This window comes from Nocardia jinanensis (assembly GCF_014645735.1).
Classification (GTDB): Bacteria; Actinomycetota; Actinomycetes; order Mycobacteriales; family Mycobacteriaceae; genus Nocardia; species Nocardia jinanensis.
The window spans coordinates 136,569-151,234 of the sequence record NZ_BMMH01000003.1; the positions used below are offsets into that span (position 1 = coordinate 136,569).

Here is a 14,666-nt window from a genome sequence, read left to right on the forward strand (position 1 = left end):
GCCGGGTCGATGGTGTGAGTGAGATTATTCGCGGGGCTTGGATGTGATCTGTGACCGGCGGTAGAGTCGGCTGGCAGAGGCATTCCCCGAATTCCATCCCGGTTCCCGGAGTAAGGACGTCATGTTCTACTGGCTGCTTAAGTTTGTGCTGCTGGGTCCGTTCATCCACCTGTACAACCGGCCCGAGGTGGAGGGAGCGGAAAACATTCCGGCCGATGGTCCGGCCATCATGGCGGGGAACCACCTCTCGTTCGCGGACTGGCTTTTCGCACCGCTGTCGAGTCCGCGCCGGATCAACTATCTGGCGAAGGCCGAGTACTTCAACACCCCGGGCCTCAAGGGGCGGTTCCAGAAGTTCTTCTTCAGTGCCTCGGGTCAGTACCCGATCGACCGCAGCGGCGCCGACGCGGCCGAGGACGCGCTCATCGCGGCGGGCAAACTGCTGGACGAGGGCCGTCTGGTGGGCCTCTACCCGGAGGGCACCCGCTCCCCCGACGGCCGGCTGTACAAGGGCAAGACGGGGATGGCCCGGCTGGCGCTGGAAACCGGGGTTCCGGTGATCCCGGTCGCGGTGATCGGCACCGACGAGGTGAGCCCGCCCGGACCGTTCCAGTGGCGGCGGCGCAAGGTCACGGTGAAGTTCGGGAAGCCGATCGATTTCTCCCGCTACGAGGGAATGGGCGGTAACCGTTTCGTCGAGCGCGCAGTCACCGACGAGGTCATGTACGAGCTGATGCGGATGTCGGGTCAGGAGTACGTCGATGTCTACGCCGCCAGCCTGAAGAAGGACGTCCCCACCGGTCCCTCCTCCCATCTGCCACGCATTCCGGAGTCCGCCGCGAGCTGAGCCGGACGCGTACCATGGTCAGAATGACGGTTCGCGCCAAGATCTGCGGTATCCGGTCCCGTTCGGACCTGGAGACGGTGGTGACCGCCGGTGCGGACGCCGTCGGATTCATCTGCGGGACAACCCATTACAGCGAAGACGTATTGACGCCCGAGTCGGCCGCGGAATTGTCCGCGGCCACTCCGTCGTTCGTGAACAGGGTGCTGGTGACCCATCTCGAAGAGGCCGGCGCCATCCTCGACCTGGCCGCCCGGGTCGGTGTCGACACCATCCAGGTCCACGGCCTGGTCGACCGCGCGACGCTGCGGACCGTTCACAGCGCGGCGCACGGCCGCACGATCGTGCGCGCGGTCCACGTGACCGGAGCCGACGCGCTGGCCCGCGCCCGAGAGATCGCGGCGGACTGTGACGCGGTATTGCTCGATTCCCGTACCACCGACCGGCTGGGCGGTACCGGCCGTACCCACGACTGGTCGGTCAGCGCCCGTATCGTGCACGAGCTCGCCCGGATCGGGCGGCCGGTGATCCTGGCCGGCGGATTGACCGCCGACAATGTGGAGCACGCGATCGACGCCGTCCATCCGTTCGGGGTGGATGTGAACAGCGGGGTCGAAACCGAAACCGGCGATAAAGATTTCACGGCGTGCCAGGCGTTCGTCAAGACGGCGCACGAAAGCGATCGGGGCCGCCCAGTTCCAGTCCCACCGCGCCGAGTACCAGAGCTCCAGCGAGCAGGGTCGCGGCGGTGATATCGGATCCGACGACCATCGCCCCGGTCACCGTGGCCACCACCGCCTCGTTGAGGCCTACCAGTCCCGCGAGCACCTCGTCGAGGTCACGTAGCGCCAGCCAGTAGCAGGCGAATCCCGGGCCCAGCAGCAGCGCCCCGATCGCCACGAGGGCAGCTGTCTGCCCGGTGCTCGGCCCGGCTCCGGTGAGCAGCGCGAAACCGAGCAGCGGGGCGCCCAGCACTGATGCCGTGAGCAACTGCAATCCGGCCGCGGAGCCGCTGGGACGACCCGCCGATTCACGCACCACCAGAGTGATCAATCCGGCCACACAGGCGGCGCTGGCGACGGCGAGCGCGCAGCCGGCCAGAGCCGGCCCGAGTGCGGTATCGGCGGGCTGATGCGCGGCCACCAGCCAGATCGCCACCCCGACTGCCATCAGTTCCGCTGTAACAGCGACAGTGACCGCGCGCCGGCCCCGGACGATCTGGGTGATGATCATCAGCACCGGCGCGGTGAGATGCAGGGCCACCACCACCGGTAGCGGCCCGATGTGCAGCGCGGCGACATAGCACACCAGATTCAGCACCTCGAGGACACCGAGCCGCAGGAACAGCCCGGGCGAGCGCCGGAAGTCCCGCCACGGGTCGGTCCCGCGCACTACCGCGAACGCCAGTAACGCCACCGCGCCACCGGCGGCGACCGGCGCGGCGGCGAAGCCCCGGGCGCCGACTCCGGCGATGCCCGCGCTGGAAGCTCCCCACAGGCTGGTCGCCAGGATCAGCAGCGCCAGACCGCGGCCGGTGCCCTTCACGACAGCAAGAAGGTCACGACAGGCAGGATGACCGCGGTGAACGCCGCGAACACCGCCGCCGCGGTCCGGGCCTTGGGGACCGAAGGCAACCGCGTCGCGATCCCGGTGTAGGTGCCCAGAGCCACGAAGAACGTGCCCCATACGACCAGTGACCGGCTGATCACGACACCGAGGTCGTCGGCGAACAGCACGGCCAGTAGCGCGATGGTGAGCCCCGCGGGTAGCGCGGCGGCGAGACTCATCGCGCCCGCGTGGCTGTTCATCAGCACGACGGTCCCTTGATAACCGACCACCTTCTGCGCGTCCCTGGGATGGACGCCCTGCTCCCGGCAGATCATGTCGAAAACGGTGGCGGGATTGACCCGTTCGTTCACCATTCGGCGCACCGCGGTCATGGCTTCGAGTCCCTGCACCGTCGCGTAGGAGGTCACAAAACCTTCGGTGGAGGTACGGAACCCGCCGCGCGCTGCCGACAGCTCCTGCGTCTCCTGCAGTTCCAGCAGTTCGACCAGACCGTGCCGCACTCCGGGATCGAATACCGTGCGCTCGTCGGCGGTGACCACCGCGCAGACCGCGAGATGCAGGCTCAGATGCCGCCACGTATCGGCCATCGCGCCGCGCCGGAACGGCTCCTCCTCCACACGTGCCTCGCCCCGCCGCAGGCCGTCCAGCATCCGTTCCACGGTAGTGGCCCGGACCCGATCGACCCGTTTTCCGCCCACCACGGCGACTTCCGGCCGGGACAGCAGCAGCGCGGCATGCGCGCAGGCGTACATCGGCTGGATCCGCGGATCGTCGTCCAGTAGCAGTGAAACCACGAGCGAGGTGCCGTGCAGCAGTGCCCGGGCGGCTACTTCGTCGGCGGCGGCCAGGTCCGCCAGCGCGTGCAGCGCGGCCGTCGTGGCAGTCAGCGATACCGGGCCCACTGGACCCGAGAGCCGCCAGCCACGGGTCTCCGGGTCTCGTTTGGCGTGCAACTCGCGCAGGCAACCCATCACCGCGGGGTCGGTGGGCTCGACGTCCAGACAGCTCAGCGCCCGCAATCGCCAGGAAAGATCGATCGGTGACCGGAACTCCCATGCCCCGCTCTCGGTGTCCACGACATCGCGCCGGACCAGCGCCCGCACCTCATCGGCCCGGGGAACCGGGCGGCCGGCGGCGGTGAGCGCGACCACGGCCTCGGCGGTGTTCTGGGGATTCGGCGGAACATCGGAGACCCATCCCCAACCGGCTCCGCCGTGACGATCACCGAGTTGGCTGCGGTGCAACCAATCCACCGCCCACCCGATCCGTTGATCGATATTGGACACACCGACCTCCCTCCCATCCCCGGAACCCGTATTCCACAGGCGCTCAAGGACTTCGACCACCCTACCGGGCGGACACGGCGCGGTAGGGCGTTTACGTCTACGCTGTTGATCCGGTGAACCCCGGTGCGGCGGGAGAACGCGCCGGCGGGGCCGGAGGGAGAAAATCGGATGTTCAAGACATTGCTGGGCGCACTGGGTGCGCATACCGCCGAGGTGGAGACCGAATTGTTCACGCCCGGGGCGCAGCCCGGGCAACCGGTGCGCGGGATCATCCGGATGCGCTGTCACGACCGCCCGGTCCGGGTGAAGGGCGTGGCGGCGGAGTTGATCACCCGGGCCGAACGCGAGCACGACGACGGCGAGAGCCTGGTGGATATGGCGTTCGCCCGCCAACCGGTCTTCGGCCCGTTCGAACTGCTGCCCGGTTATCCGCTGGAAGGGCAGTTCGAACTCGTGACCCCCTGGGAGACCCCGATCACCTTCTACAACGGACGGCACCTGCACGGGACGGCCGTCGCCGTGCGTACCCGGGTGGACGTGGACGGTGGATTCGACGCCACCGATACCGATCCCATCGGCGTCGGTGCGCTACCGCCGCAGCATGTCCTGCTGGCGGCGGTGGAGACCTGGGGATTCGAGTTACGGCACGCCGATGTGGAGGTGGGCCGGGTGGACCGGATCCCGCATTCTCTGCCGTTCTTCCAAGAGATCGAGTTCGGGCCGTCCCCGCGCTTTCCGACGCTGAATCAGCTCGAGGTGACCTTCCTGGCCGATCCGCACGGCATGTACGTAGTGATCGAGGTAGATAAGCGCGCCCTGCTGTTCGCGCCCGGCCGCGATGTGATGGACGCGATCCGGGTCGATTTCGCCACTTTCGAGCAGGTGGACTGGGTCGCGGTGATCGGTGAACGCCTTCATTCGATGTCCTGAGTCCGCCGCATCCCGGCATGTGAAAAACCCAGTCTCGCCAGGGTCGCCGGGCTGTGGTTAGCTTTCGTGCCATGAGCACGCCGCACATTGTCTTGCCCGCCGAGTACCTGCCTCGCGACACCGCGGATGTCGTTCGCACCGTGCGGAATTCCCGGGACCGTTCCAGGCCGCTCACCGTTCACGGGGGCGATCCCGCCACCGACGGTCTCACCTTGCCGGATCAGCAGACCGTGGTCTCGCTGCGCCGGATGAACTCGATCGTCGATCTGAACCTGGGCCGCCGGACGGTCCGGGTACAGGCAGGCGCGCGCCTGTCCGATATCGATCGGCGGCTGGCCGCGCACGGCCTGGGCCTACCCGTGGTCGGGGACCACCGGGATATCACCGCGGGCGGTTTCGCCTCGGTCGGTGGTGTGAGTACCGCCTCACACCGGCACGGGCTGTTCATCGATCAGATCGTGGATCTGGAGTACGTCGATCCCGACGGCCGGATCGGTACCTGCGGGCGCACCCACCACACCGAGCGGTTCCATCGCATCCTCGGTGCCGGTGGGCGGGCGGGAATCATCACCGCGCTCACCCTCGACACCGTGCAGGTCGACAAGGACAACACCTGGCTGTCCACCGACTCACGTCGCTTTCTCGATTTCGACAGTTTCGTCGACTACGCCTACACCGAAGTCACCCGCCCGCGTGACGCCGTACTGCAGGTGGGCCGCTGGATCGATACCGCCCCGCTCAAGGTGTCCCGGCCGGTGGGCGCGGGTCAGGTCCAGCTGGGCACTGTGCGTTTCGGGCAGTGGTCCAGTCTCTACCCCACCGCCCCCACCCGATCGTTGCGAGCCCGCCGCGAGGTCGGCAGCCGGGCCCGTAGGTCTCTGGGCGCCATCGCCTCGGCCACGCCCGGGAAGGCCGGTATGCCGGTCCGTAACGCCGCCGCGGGCGCCGTGATGTTCACGCCGAAGGTGCTGACGCTGCGCGATGCCGAATATCTCGCCGATACGGTGATCAGTTCCTCGGAACGCGGTCCCGCCTACCGGGTGGGGATCTTCGCACCGCTGTCCAACTACACCTCGGTGTTCTACCGGCTACACGATCTGTTCAACGGGCACCGGGAACGCACCGGCTGCTTCACCGTCATCTCCGCCATGACCTACGGGGTGCGCTCGGCGCATCTGCGCGCCGAATCCGCCGCCGGCAACCTGCCTGCCACCGACCACGGCCTGATCACCTTCACCTGCCGGCTCCGCCCGCATGCCCTGCCGTCGGAACAGTTGCGCGATATCGTCACCGGTATCGAGGAGATCTGCCGCTCGGAGAACAGCATGCGCTACGAATCCATCGACTGAGTTGTCTGCCCCGCCTTCGGCGGGGCGGGGCGGGGCCCTATTAACCCCGGTTCTTCACTCCTTCGCTCAGTCGCTGCGCTCCTTCGCTCTGTCGCTCCAGAACCGGGGCGGGCCCCGCCCACGAATGCTGACCATCCGGAGTGGACGGAAGGTGTGCGGAGGTGCGCCTCGTCCTTCCTGGGTAGAACGGCACGGTAAGTGCTCGATGGTCTCTGGTCTCTGGTCTCTGGTCTCTGGTCTCTGGTCTCTGGTCTCTGGTCTCTGGTCTCTGGTCTCTGGATGGTCGGCTGCACCGCGCTCGGTGGCTGTACTCCGTCGGTCCGGAATCGGGGCGGGCCCCGCTTCTCCGGATGGCGACAGGTCCAGGCGGACGCGCACCTCGACCGGTCCGGGCGGGCTCGCGTTACCGAAAGTGCTCGATAGTCGCCCTTCTAGGGGCGGCTGGACGCATGCGCTTCAGAACCGGGAGTGGGTTCGGCCACGGGACGGGAACCAGCCATGGGAGTGCGGATGTTGTCCCACGGATATACGAAACCCCGCTGCCCGAAGGGACAGCGGGGTTTCGTTCTTGTTCCCAGGCTTACCGATCTCGAGATTCTGCGAACTTACGCCGACTACGCGCCCGTCCGCAGACACCTTCTGTCTACTCCGAATGACCGGCATCCGTGGTCGAGTCCCACCCCGGTTCTGAAGCACACATCCGACCGTCCACGAGTAAAGCGACCATCGAGCACCGACAGAGCCGTGCCCAGGAAAACAGGCCGTACACACCCTGGCCCCACTCCGGATGGTCGACATCCGCAGTCGGGGCCCGCCCCGGTTCTGGAGCGACAGAGCGAAGGAGCGCAGCGACTGAGCGGCGGAGTGAAGAACCGGGGTTAATAGGGCCCCGACTCGCGGCGCCGGAGGCGCCGCCATCAGCTCAGTGCTTCTCGGGGCCCAGGTAGTACTCGAAGACCAGGCCACCGGCCGCGGTCAAAATCAGGATCACGCCGAGTCCGAGCAGCCACGGCTCGAAGAAGGCGAAGCCCAGGGCAGTCACCGAGGCGGCGCCGGCCAGCAGGATGGGCCAGAAGCTACCGGGCGAGAAGAAGCCCAGATCACCGGCGCCGTCGACGATCTCGGCGTCCTCGTAGTCCTCGGGCCGCAGGTCGAGCCGGCGGGCGACGAAGCGGAAGTAGGTGCCGATGATCAGTGACAGGCCGGCGGTCAGGACGATCGCCGTGGTGCCGGCCCATTCGATACCGGTCCGCGATTGGGCGGTGAAGAAGCCGTAGATGACGCCCACGAGAACGAAGAACACCGTGAGCAGCTCGAACAGCCGCGCTTCGATCCTCATCTCAGTCAGTCCTCACTTGCTTTCGGTGGTGTCGGTCTTGACCGTGCGATCGGTGTTGAACGGCTGGGTCGAGGTGGCCACCGGCGATTCGCCGATGGACTCGAGGGCGGCGGCATTGGTCATACCCGATTCACGCGCCTGGATGTAGCGCTGGAATTTGTCCGGCGAAACCGCCCGGACCTCGAAGTTCATCATCGAGTGGAATGTGCCGCACATTTCCGCGCAGCGACCCACGAAGGCGCCTTCCCGCTCGATCTCACTGATCTGGAAGACGTTGTCGGAGTTGTTCTCCTTCGGGTTCGGCATCACGTCCCGCTTGAACAGGAACTCCGGAACCCAGAACGCGTGGATGACGTCCGCGGCGGCGAGCTGGAACTCGATCACTTTGCCGGTCGGGAGCACGAGTACGGGGACCTCGGTGCTGCTGCCGATCGTCTCGATCTTGTTGTAGTGCAGGAACGAGAGGATGTCGTTCTCCGGGCGGCCGTGCACCGGACCCGGCTGCGGGTGGCCCTCTTCGTTGGTGCGGTCGGCGTACTCCTGCAACTGCTGCTGGTTGGCGTCCTCACGGACGGTGTCGACACCGTTGTAGGTGAACCCGTTCTTCAGGTCGACATCGCGGTAGCCGAACTTCCAGTTCCACTGGAACGCGGTCACGTCGACGACCACATCCGGATTGTCGACCTTCTCGTGCACGTAGTTCTGCACGACCACGGTGAAGTAGAACAGCACCGCGATGATGACGAACGGGATCGCGGTGTAGGTCAGTTCGAGCGGCACGTTGTAGCCGGTCTGCCGGGGGAACTCCGGCGAATTCTTCTTCTTGCGATGGAAGATCACGGTCCAGAAGGTCAGGCCCCAGACCAGCACACCCATGATGAGGGCGGCGACCACCGACCAGGTCCACAGTTCCCGCATCCGGTGCGCCTGCGGGGTGACACCCGAGGGCCAGCCGAACCGCAACCACACATTGTCGATCGAGCAGCCGGAGACGAGCATGGTGGTGATCGCCAGCGATACGACCAGTCCGCCCCTCCGCAGGGCACGACCCGGACCGCGCACAGCCGGAGCGGATGCGGAGGTACGCAATACCGCCAGTCCGGCCCGCCGCAGGACACGACCCCGCCGCCGGGCAGGCCGTGCCCCGATCTCGTCGCTCGCCTTGTGCGCCACGCTCAACGCCTTCCTGGTCGCCACACATTCCGACATCGCACACCCCGGCGGACCCGCCACCGGGGGTACGGACAAATAGCTCCTCCGACCTCCCCTGGCGGCTCCGCGCACCACGCGTCACCACCCGGAAGAGTCCGAGTACTACGCAGCGTAGACCAAACACGCGCCCAGTACGCCGTCGGGTCGGCTTCGACACTCCGTACGGTGGCGGACGGGCCTAGTGGAGGTGTATCGCACGGGGAATCCGAACGTGCGGCATACTCGGACACTAGATTTCACCCGCCGTACCGGCTCCCCCGGCGCGGTTCCCCGACCAGTGGAAACGAGGTTAGTGCCGCAGTGTGTGGACTGCTCGGATTTCTGACGTCCGATACGGCTGCACCGGAAACGGTGGAGCGGGTGTACGAGGCCCTGCACTGTGTGCGGCACCGCGGCCCGGACGAGCGCGGCACCTGGCACGACGACCAGTTGATCTTCGGCTTCAACCGGCTCTCGATCATCGATATCGAGCATTCGCACCAGCCGCTGCGCTGGGGCCCGGCCGATGATCGGCAGCGTTACGCCCTGACCTTCAACGGCGAGATCTACAACTACCTCGAACTGCGCGAGGAGCTGGCCCGCGAGCACGCGGCCGAGTTCGGCGACGAACCCATGTTCGCGACCGAGGGCGACGGCGAGGCCATCGTCGCGGCGTTCCACTACTGGGGCCCCGAGGCCGTTCGCCGGTTGCGCGGTATGTTCGCGTTCGCGATCTGGGACACCCACACCCGGGAGCTGTTCCTCGCCCGCGACTCCTTCGGTATCAAACCGCTGTTCCTGGCCACCGGCCCGGGCGGTACGGCGTTCGGCAGCGAGAAGAAGAGCCTGCTGGAACTGCTGCCCGATCTGGGTCTCGACGAATCCCTCGACCACCGGGCCCTGGAGCATTACACGGTGCTCCAGTACGTCCCGGAGCCGGAGACCCTGCACACCGGTATTCGCCGGCTGGAATCGGGCAGCTACGCGGTGGTCCGCCCCGGGGCGGCGCCGGAGGTCAGCCGCTACTTCGTGCCCGGATTCGGGGTGCGGCCGTTCGCCGCCGGAACCGAACAGGCCCGCTACCGGGAGATCGCCGCGGCGCTCGAGGATTCGGTCGCCAAACATATGCGTGCCGATGTCACCGTCGGCTCGTTCCTGTCCGGCGGTATCGACTCCACCGCCATCGCGGCGCTGGCCATGCGGCACAACCCGAAGCTGATCACCTTCACCACCGGATTCGAGCGCGAGGGCTATTCCGAGGTGGACGTGGCCGCGGAGAGCGCGGCCGCGATCGGGGCCCGGCATATCGTCAAGGTCGTCTCCCCTGCCGAGTTCGCCGCCGCCATCCCGGAGATCGTCTGGTATCTCGACGACCCGGTGGCCGATCCGGCGTTGGTGCCGCTGTACTTCGTCGCGAAAGAGGCCCGTAAGCACGTCAAGGTCGTACTCTCCGGCGAGGGCGCCGACGAATTGTTCGGCGGTTACACCATCTACCGCGAGCCGTTGTCGCTCGCACCGTTCGACAAGCTGCCCCGTGGGGTGCGCCGGCTGGCCGGCAAGGTCTCCGATCTGATCCCGGACGGGACCCGCGGCAAGAGCCTGCTGCACCGCGGTTCACTCCCCCTGGAGCAGCGGTACTACGGGAATGCCCGCAGCTTCAGCGATGCGCAGTTGCGGTCGGTGCTGCGGGAGTTCCGCCCGGAGTGGACCCATCAGGACGTCACGGCATCGATCTACGACCGGTCGGCCGGCTGGGATCCGGTCGCGCGCATGCAGCATCTGGACCTGTTCACCTGGTTGCGCGGCGATATCCTGGTCAAGGCCGACAAGATGACGATGGCGAACTCGCTGGAACTGCGGGTCCCGTTCCTGGACTCCGAGGTCTTCCGGGTGGCCGAGCAGGTACCGCTGGAACAGAAGATCACCAAGCAGACCACCAAGTACGCGCTGCGGCAGGCGCTCGAGGGCATCGTGCCCGGACATGTGCTGCATCGCGCCAAACTCGGCTTCCCGGTACCGCTGCGGCACTGGCTGCGCGGCACCGAACTCTACGACTGGGCCCGGCAGCAGATCGCCGAATCGCAGACCGATCACCTGCTGGACAAGGCCGCTGTCGCCGCCATGCTCGACGCGCACCGGGCCGGGGATTCCGATCACAGCCGGCGCCTGTGGACACTGCTGGTGTTCATGATCTGGCACGGGATCTTCGTGGAGGACCGCATCAAACCGGAGATCTCCGAACCCACCTATCCGGTGCAGGTCTAGCCGCCGCGGAAGACGCCGGGGCCCCGCTCACCAACGTGAGCGGGGCCCCGTTCGTCGATCACCGGTGGATCGGCAACGTCTGCGCTCAGCGCAGCAGCGGTTCGATCTCCGCCGCTGCCTCGGCGCCGTAGGCCTCACCGAGCCGCTTGAGCGAGGCATCCGGGTCCAGGGTCCATTCCTGGGTGCCCACCGTCTCCAGGACGAGCACCGCGACCAGCGAACCCAGCTGGGCCGCGCGTTCGATGCTCAGGCCCGCGGTGTGCGCGGTGAGGAATCCGGCCCGGAACGCGTCGCCGACCCCGGTCGGGTCCACCTTGGCGTTCTCCGGCACCGCATCGACCCGCACCTCGCTCCCGTCGGCATCGACCACCAGGACGCCGTCCTTACCGAGGGTGGTCACCCGCACCCCCACCCGGGCGGCGATCTCGTCCTCGGTGAGGCCTGTCTTCTGCTTGAGCAGGCCCCATTCGTACTCGTTGGTGAACAGGTAGGTGCTGCCCTCGATCAGCTGCACGGCCTGATCCCCGTCCAGCCGCGCCAGCTGCTGGGACGGATCGGCGGCGAATGGAACGCCCAGTTCACGGCATTCCGCGGTATGCCGCAACATGGCCTCGGGATCGTTCGCGCCGACCAGCACCAGATCGAGCTTCCGCTCCTCGGCCAAGGCGGTGAGCGAGATATCGCCCGCCTCGCTCATCGCTCCGGGGTAGAACGAGGCGATCTGCGCCATATCCTCGTCGGTGGTGCAGACGAAACGCGCCGTATGCGCGGTTTCGGACACCCGGACCACCGAGCAGTCCACGCCGTGCGATTCCAGCCACTGCCGGTACTCGTCGAAATCGCGGCCCACCGCGCCGATCAGCAGTGGTGACTTTTTGAGAAGGCCCATGGCATAGGCGATATTTCCGGCGACCCCGCCGCGGCGGATCACCAGGTCGTCGACGAGGAAACTCAGCGAGACATGCTCGAGCTGATCGGGCAGCAGTACATCGGCGAAACGGCCGGAGAAACGCATGAGATGGTCGGTCGCGATGGACGCGGATACAGCTATGGACACGTAAGTGGGCCCCTTCGGAATCAGCGCGAACAAGAAAGTGAACGGGGCTTTGCCCCCGGTTCACCGTATCAATTCGCCGGGGCTACGACTACGTGTCGTAACCGGCCCAGTGACAAGTAATGGTCACGTAACCCGGGTGTATCGGAAATGCCGGGCCGGCGCTGTCACCGGCCCGGAAACATTCAGTTGAACGAGTCGCCGCAGGCGCAGGAGCCGGTGGCATTCGGATTGTCGATGGTGAAGCCCTGCTTCTCGATCGTGTCGACGAAATCGATCGCGGCGCCCTGTACGTACGGCGCGCTCATCCGGTCGACGGCCAGTTTGACGCCGCCGAATTCCGCGATCAGATCGCCATCGAGGGTGCGATCATCGAAAAAGAGCTGGTAGCGCAGACCCGCGCAGCCACCCGGCTGCACCGCGATCCGCAGCGCGAGGTCGTCCCGGCCCTCCTGATCGAGCAGCGCCTTGGCCTTACCCGCGGCAGCATCGGTCAGCTGCACACCGTGGGTGGTGGTGGCGGTGTCGTTCTGCACACTCATGAACTCTCCTATGGACAGCGTGGTCGGTCCGCGAACAGCGCACGGTTCCGGGTTATCCAACACCCTCGGACGGGCTGCTATTCCCCATCTTGCCATCTCCGGGACCCGCGGCCACTCTACCGTGCCACAGTCCGGGGGCCCGAGCCACGACCGGCCCGGCGGGTGATCGGCCACACCCCGGCTACCGCCCCGGTCACCGCCCGATCGGCTGACCGATTAGCCTGGTTACCGTGAAGTTGTTCCGACGCGGTGAGCCCAGCGGTACCGACGCGCCCGCTGACGGTTCGCGGGCCGCGACCGCCACCGCGAGCGCTACCGAGGCCGAGGTGACCGCGGCCAAGGCCGCGCCCACGGCGGGCAAGGGCCGGCCCACTCCGAGTCGGCGCGATGCCGAGGGCAGGCGCCGCGGCCCGGTGGCCCCACCCCCCATGACCTCGAAGGAAGCGCGCGCTCGCCGTAAGGAGACCCGCGGTTCCAAGGCGGACCGCAAAGTCGCCTCCGCCGAACGCCGCGCTGCCGCTCAGGACCGTCGCGCCCGGATGCTGGCGGGCGAGGACAAGTACCTGCTGCCCCGCGACCAGGGCCCGGTACGGGCGTTCGTCCGCGATATCGTCGACGGCCGCCGCAATCTGGTCGGGCTGTTCATGCCGATGGCGCTGCTGCTGATCCTGTCCATGTTCGCGGCTCCGGCCTGGCAATCGATCATCACGCTGGCCATGCTGGTCATGATGGTCTTCATGATCGCCGAGGGTTTTCTGCTCGGCCGGATCGTCAACCGCCGGGTCCGGGAACGTTTCCCGAAATCCACCGATACCGGGTTCCGGCTCGGCTGGTACTCGTTCGTTCGCGCTTCGCAGATGCGCAAGATGCGCGCCCCGAAGCCGCGGGTAGCCCCCGGCGACGCGATCTGATCCACGGGTGTCCACGCCCGTCTCGCCCCCTGGACAACGCACCCTCGTACTCGGGGGTGCGCGTTCGGGTAAATCCGCGTTCGCCGAATCCCTCGTCGCCGGTGGCGCGGTCCGCTATCTGGCCACCGCGATCCCCGATCCCGCGGACTCCGATTTCGCCGCGCGGATCGCCGCGCACCGGGCCCGCCGTCCCGCGGACTGGGTCGTGGTCGACGCCGCCGACCCCGCGGCCGAACTACGCACCGGTCATCCCGGCGCCACGCTGGTCGACGATATCGGCACCTGGCTGACAGCCCGGCTGGATGCCCGCGCCGCCTGGGAAGCCCCGCGCGGCACCATCACTCCGGATACCGACTCTCTCGCCGACGCCGTCGCCGGATACCGGGACCGGCTGGTCATCGTCACCCCGGAGGTGGGCCTGGGGGTTATCCCGGCAACCCGGTCCGGCCGCCTGTTCCGCGACGAGATCGGCACTCTCAATCAGCGGCTGGCCCAGATCTGCGACGAAGCCTTTCTCGTGGTGGCCGGTCTACCGATGCGCCTGAAGTGAGCGTGGGCCGGTTCGAACCGGACGCGCACTCCCGCGATGCATCGCTTCCCACCGATGTCGGGGCCCGGTGCTTGGATCGAGCGATGCAGACCATGCCGCGCGCCGACGTCTGGGCGTCGATTCATCGGGAACGGGCCGCACTGGCCGACGAACTCGCCACCCTGACCCCGCAGCAGTGGGCCGCTCCGTCGTTGTGCGGACGGTGGTCGGTGGAGGAGGTCCTCGCCCATCTCACCGCGGCGGCGAGTATCGGGCGGCTGCGCTGGATCCGCAGCATGCTCGGCGCGCGCTTCGATGCCGACCTGCACAATCAGCGGCGCATGCAGGAGTATCGGGGTGCCGACCCGGCCGAGACACTCGCGCGGTTCCGCGCCGCTGTCCCGCGCACCACCGCGCCGTCCGGGCACACTCCGGCATGGCTCGGTGAGGTCGTGGTGCACGGTACCGATATCCGCGAACCGCTCGGGCTGACCGGCGCCCCCGCCCTCACCTCGGCGACCGAGGTCGCCCGCTTCTTCGCCGCTCGAGATTTCACGGTCGCCGGTCGTACCGCCACCGAAGGCCTGCGCCTGCGGGCCACCGACGGCCCGTTCGACACCGGCTCCGGACCCTCGGTACACGGCACCACTCTCGCGCTGGTCATGGCGATGGCCGGTCGTTCCCGCTACTGTGCCGAACTCACCGGCCCGGGTGTGGCGATACTGCGCGATCGAACGGGTGCCTGATGGAGCGGCCGCCGACGATGCTCGACCGGGTGCCTCACGACGGACACCGCGCAGCGGGCAATATTGTCCGGAAGGGTGGAATACCGGCCGATCGGAGAAATCCCGGGACGG

14 protein-coding genes are annotated in these 14,666 nt (G+C 67.4%); 8 read left to right on the top strand and 6 right to left on the bottom strand.

Annotated features, from left to right (window positions below):
* Positions 1-121: 121 nt before the first annotated feature.
* Positions 122-847, top strand: a complete 726-nt coding sequence (locus IEY68_RS09345) for a lysophospholipid acyltransferase family protein (RefSeq protein ID WP_062998408.1) — start codon at positions 122-124, stop codon at positions 845-847.
* 23 nt (positions 848-870) lie between these two features.
* Positions 871-1,596 carry a phosphoribosylanthranilate isomerase gene (locus IEY68_RS09350; protein WP_189094185.1) on the top strand — a complete coding sequence of 242 codons (726 nt, stop codon included), beginning with the start codon at positions 871-873 and terminating at the stop codon, positions 1,594-1,596.
* On the opposite strand, the gene IEY68_RS09355 is transcribed toward IEY68_RS09350, so the two are convergent.
* Together IEY68_RS09355 and IEY68_RS09360 are read right to left on the bottom strand one after the other, a co-directional pair.
* Positions 1,505-2,389, bottom strand: coding sequence for a DMT family transporter (locus IEY68_RS09355; RefSeq protein WP_062998410.1), 885 nt, complete (start codon positions 2,387-2,389; stop codon positions 1,505-1,507). The two genes, IEY68_RS09350 and IEY68_RS09355, sit on opposite strands and share 92 nt — an antisense overlap.
* Positions 2,386-3,699 carry a hypothetical protein gene (locus IEY68_RS09360; protein ID WP_062998412.1) on the bottom strand — a complete coding sequence of 438 codons (1,314 nt, stop codon included), beginning with the start codon at positions 3,697-3,699 and terminating at the stop codon, positions 2,386-2,388. Before IEY68_RS09360 ends, IEY68_RS09355 begins: the two co-directional genes overlap by 4 nt.
* A 168-nt stretch (positions 3,700-3,867) precedes the next feature.
* Here IEY68_RS09360 and IEY68_RS09365 point away from each other — a divergent pair, with 168 nt between their 5' ends.
* Together IEY68_RS09365 and IEY68_RS09370 are read left to right on the top strand one after the other, a co-directional pair.
* Positions 3,868-4,629 (top strand): sporulation protein, encoded by a 762-nt coding sequence (locus IEY68_RS09365; protein ID WP_062998414.1) that lies wholly within the window; start codon positions 3,868-3,870, stop codon positions 4,627-4,629.
* Between the two features lie 71 nt (positions 4,630-4,700).
* Positions 4,701-5,978: an FAD-binding oxidoreductase gene (locus tag IEY68_RS09370; RefSeq protein WP_062998416.1), complete on the top strand. Its 1,278-nt coding sequence runs from the start codon at positions 4,701-4,703 to the stop codon at positions 5,976-5,978.
* 922 nt (positions 5,979-6,900) lie between these two features.
* Here the strand turns inward: IEY68_RS09370 and IEY68_RS09375 are convergent.
* A complete protein-coding gene (locus IEY68_RS09375) occupies positions 6,901-7,317 on the bottom strand; it encodes a cytochrome c oxidase subunit 4 (protein ID WP_062998426.1) in 417 nt (138 codons plus the stop codon).
* 12 nt (positions 7,318-7,329) lie between these two features.
* Positions 7,330-8,316 carry an aa3-type cytochrome oxidase subunit II gene (gene ctaC / locus IEY68_RS09380; protein WP_229718720.1) on the bottom strand — a complete coding sequence of 329 codons (987 nt, stop codon included), beginning with the start codon at positions 8,314-8,316 and terminating at the stop codon, positions 7,330-7,332.
* A 513-nt stretch (positions 8,317-8,829) separates the two neighbouring features.
* Here ctaC and asnB point away from each other — a divergent pair.
* Entirely contained in the window at positions 8,830-10,773 is a 1,944-nt protein-coding gene (gene asnB, locus IEY68_RS09385) for an asparagine synthase (glutamine-hydrolyzing) (protein WP_062998428.1), read from the top strand.
* Positions 10,774-10,858: 85 nt separating this feature from the next.
* Here the strand turns inward: asnB and IEY68_RS09390 are convergent, their stop codons facing one another.
* A complete protein-coding gene (locus IEY68_RS09390; protein WP_062998430.1) occupies positions 10,859-11,830 on the bottom strand; it encodes a carbohydrate kinase family protein in 972 nt (323 codons plus the stop codon).
* 182 nt (positions 11,831-12,012) lie between these two features.
* Entirely contained in the window at positions 12,013-12,369 is a 357-nt protein-coding gene (locus IEY68_RS09395) for a HesB/IscA family protein (RefSeq protein WP_062998432.1), read from the bottom strand.
* 230 nt (positions 12,370-12,599) lie between these two features.
* Here IEY68_RS09395 and IEY68_RS09400 point away from each other — a divergent pair, with 230 nt between their 5' ends.
* The 3 genes from IEY68_RS09400 (at position 12,600) to IEY68_RS09410 (ending at position 14,555) form a co-directional block, all read left to right on the top strand.
* Positions 12,600-13,280 carry a DUF3043 domain-containing protein gene (locus tag IEY68_RS09400; protein ID WP_062998434.1) on the top strand — a complete coding sequence of 227 codons (681 nt, stop codon included), beginning with the start codon at positions 12,600-12,602 and terminating at the stop codon, positions 13,278-13,280.
* Between the two features lie 7 nt (positions 13,281-13,287).
* Complete coding sequence (locus tag IEY68_RS09405; protein ID WP_062998437.1) at positions 13,288-13,830, top strand: bifunctional adenosylcobinamide kinase/adenosylcobinamide-phosphate guanylyltransferase; 543 nt, start codon at positions 13,288-13,290, stop codon at positions 13,828-13,830.
* Between the two features lie 83 nt (positions 13,831-13,913).
* Positions 13,914-14,555 carry a maleylpyruvate isomerase family mycothiol-dependent enzyme gene (locus IEY68_RS09410; protein ID WP_062998445.1) on the top strand — a complete coding sequence of 214 codons (642 nt, stop codon included), beginning with the start codon at positions 13,914-13,916 and terminating at the stop codon, positions 14,553-14,555.
* Positions 14,556-14,666: the final 111 nt, after the last annotated feature.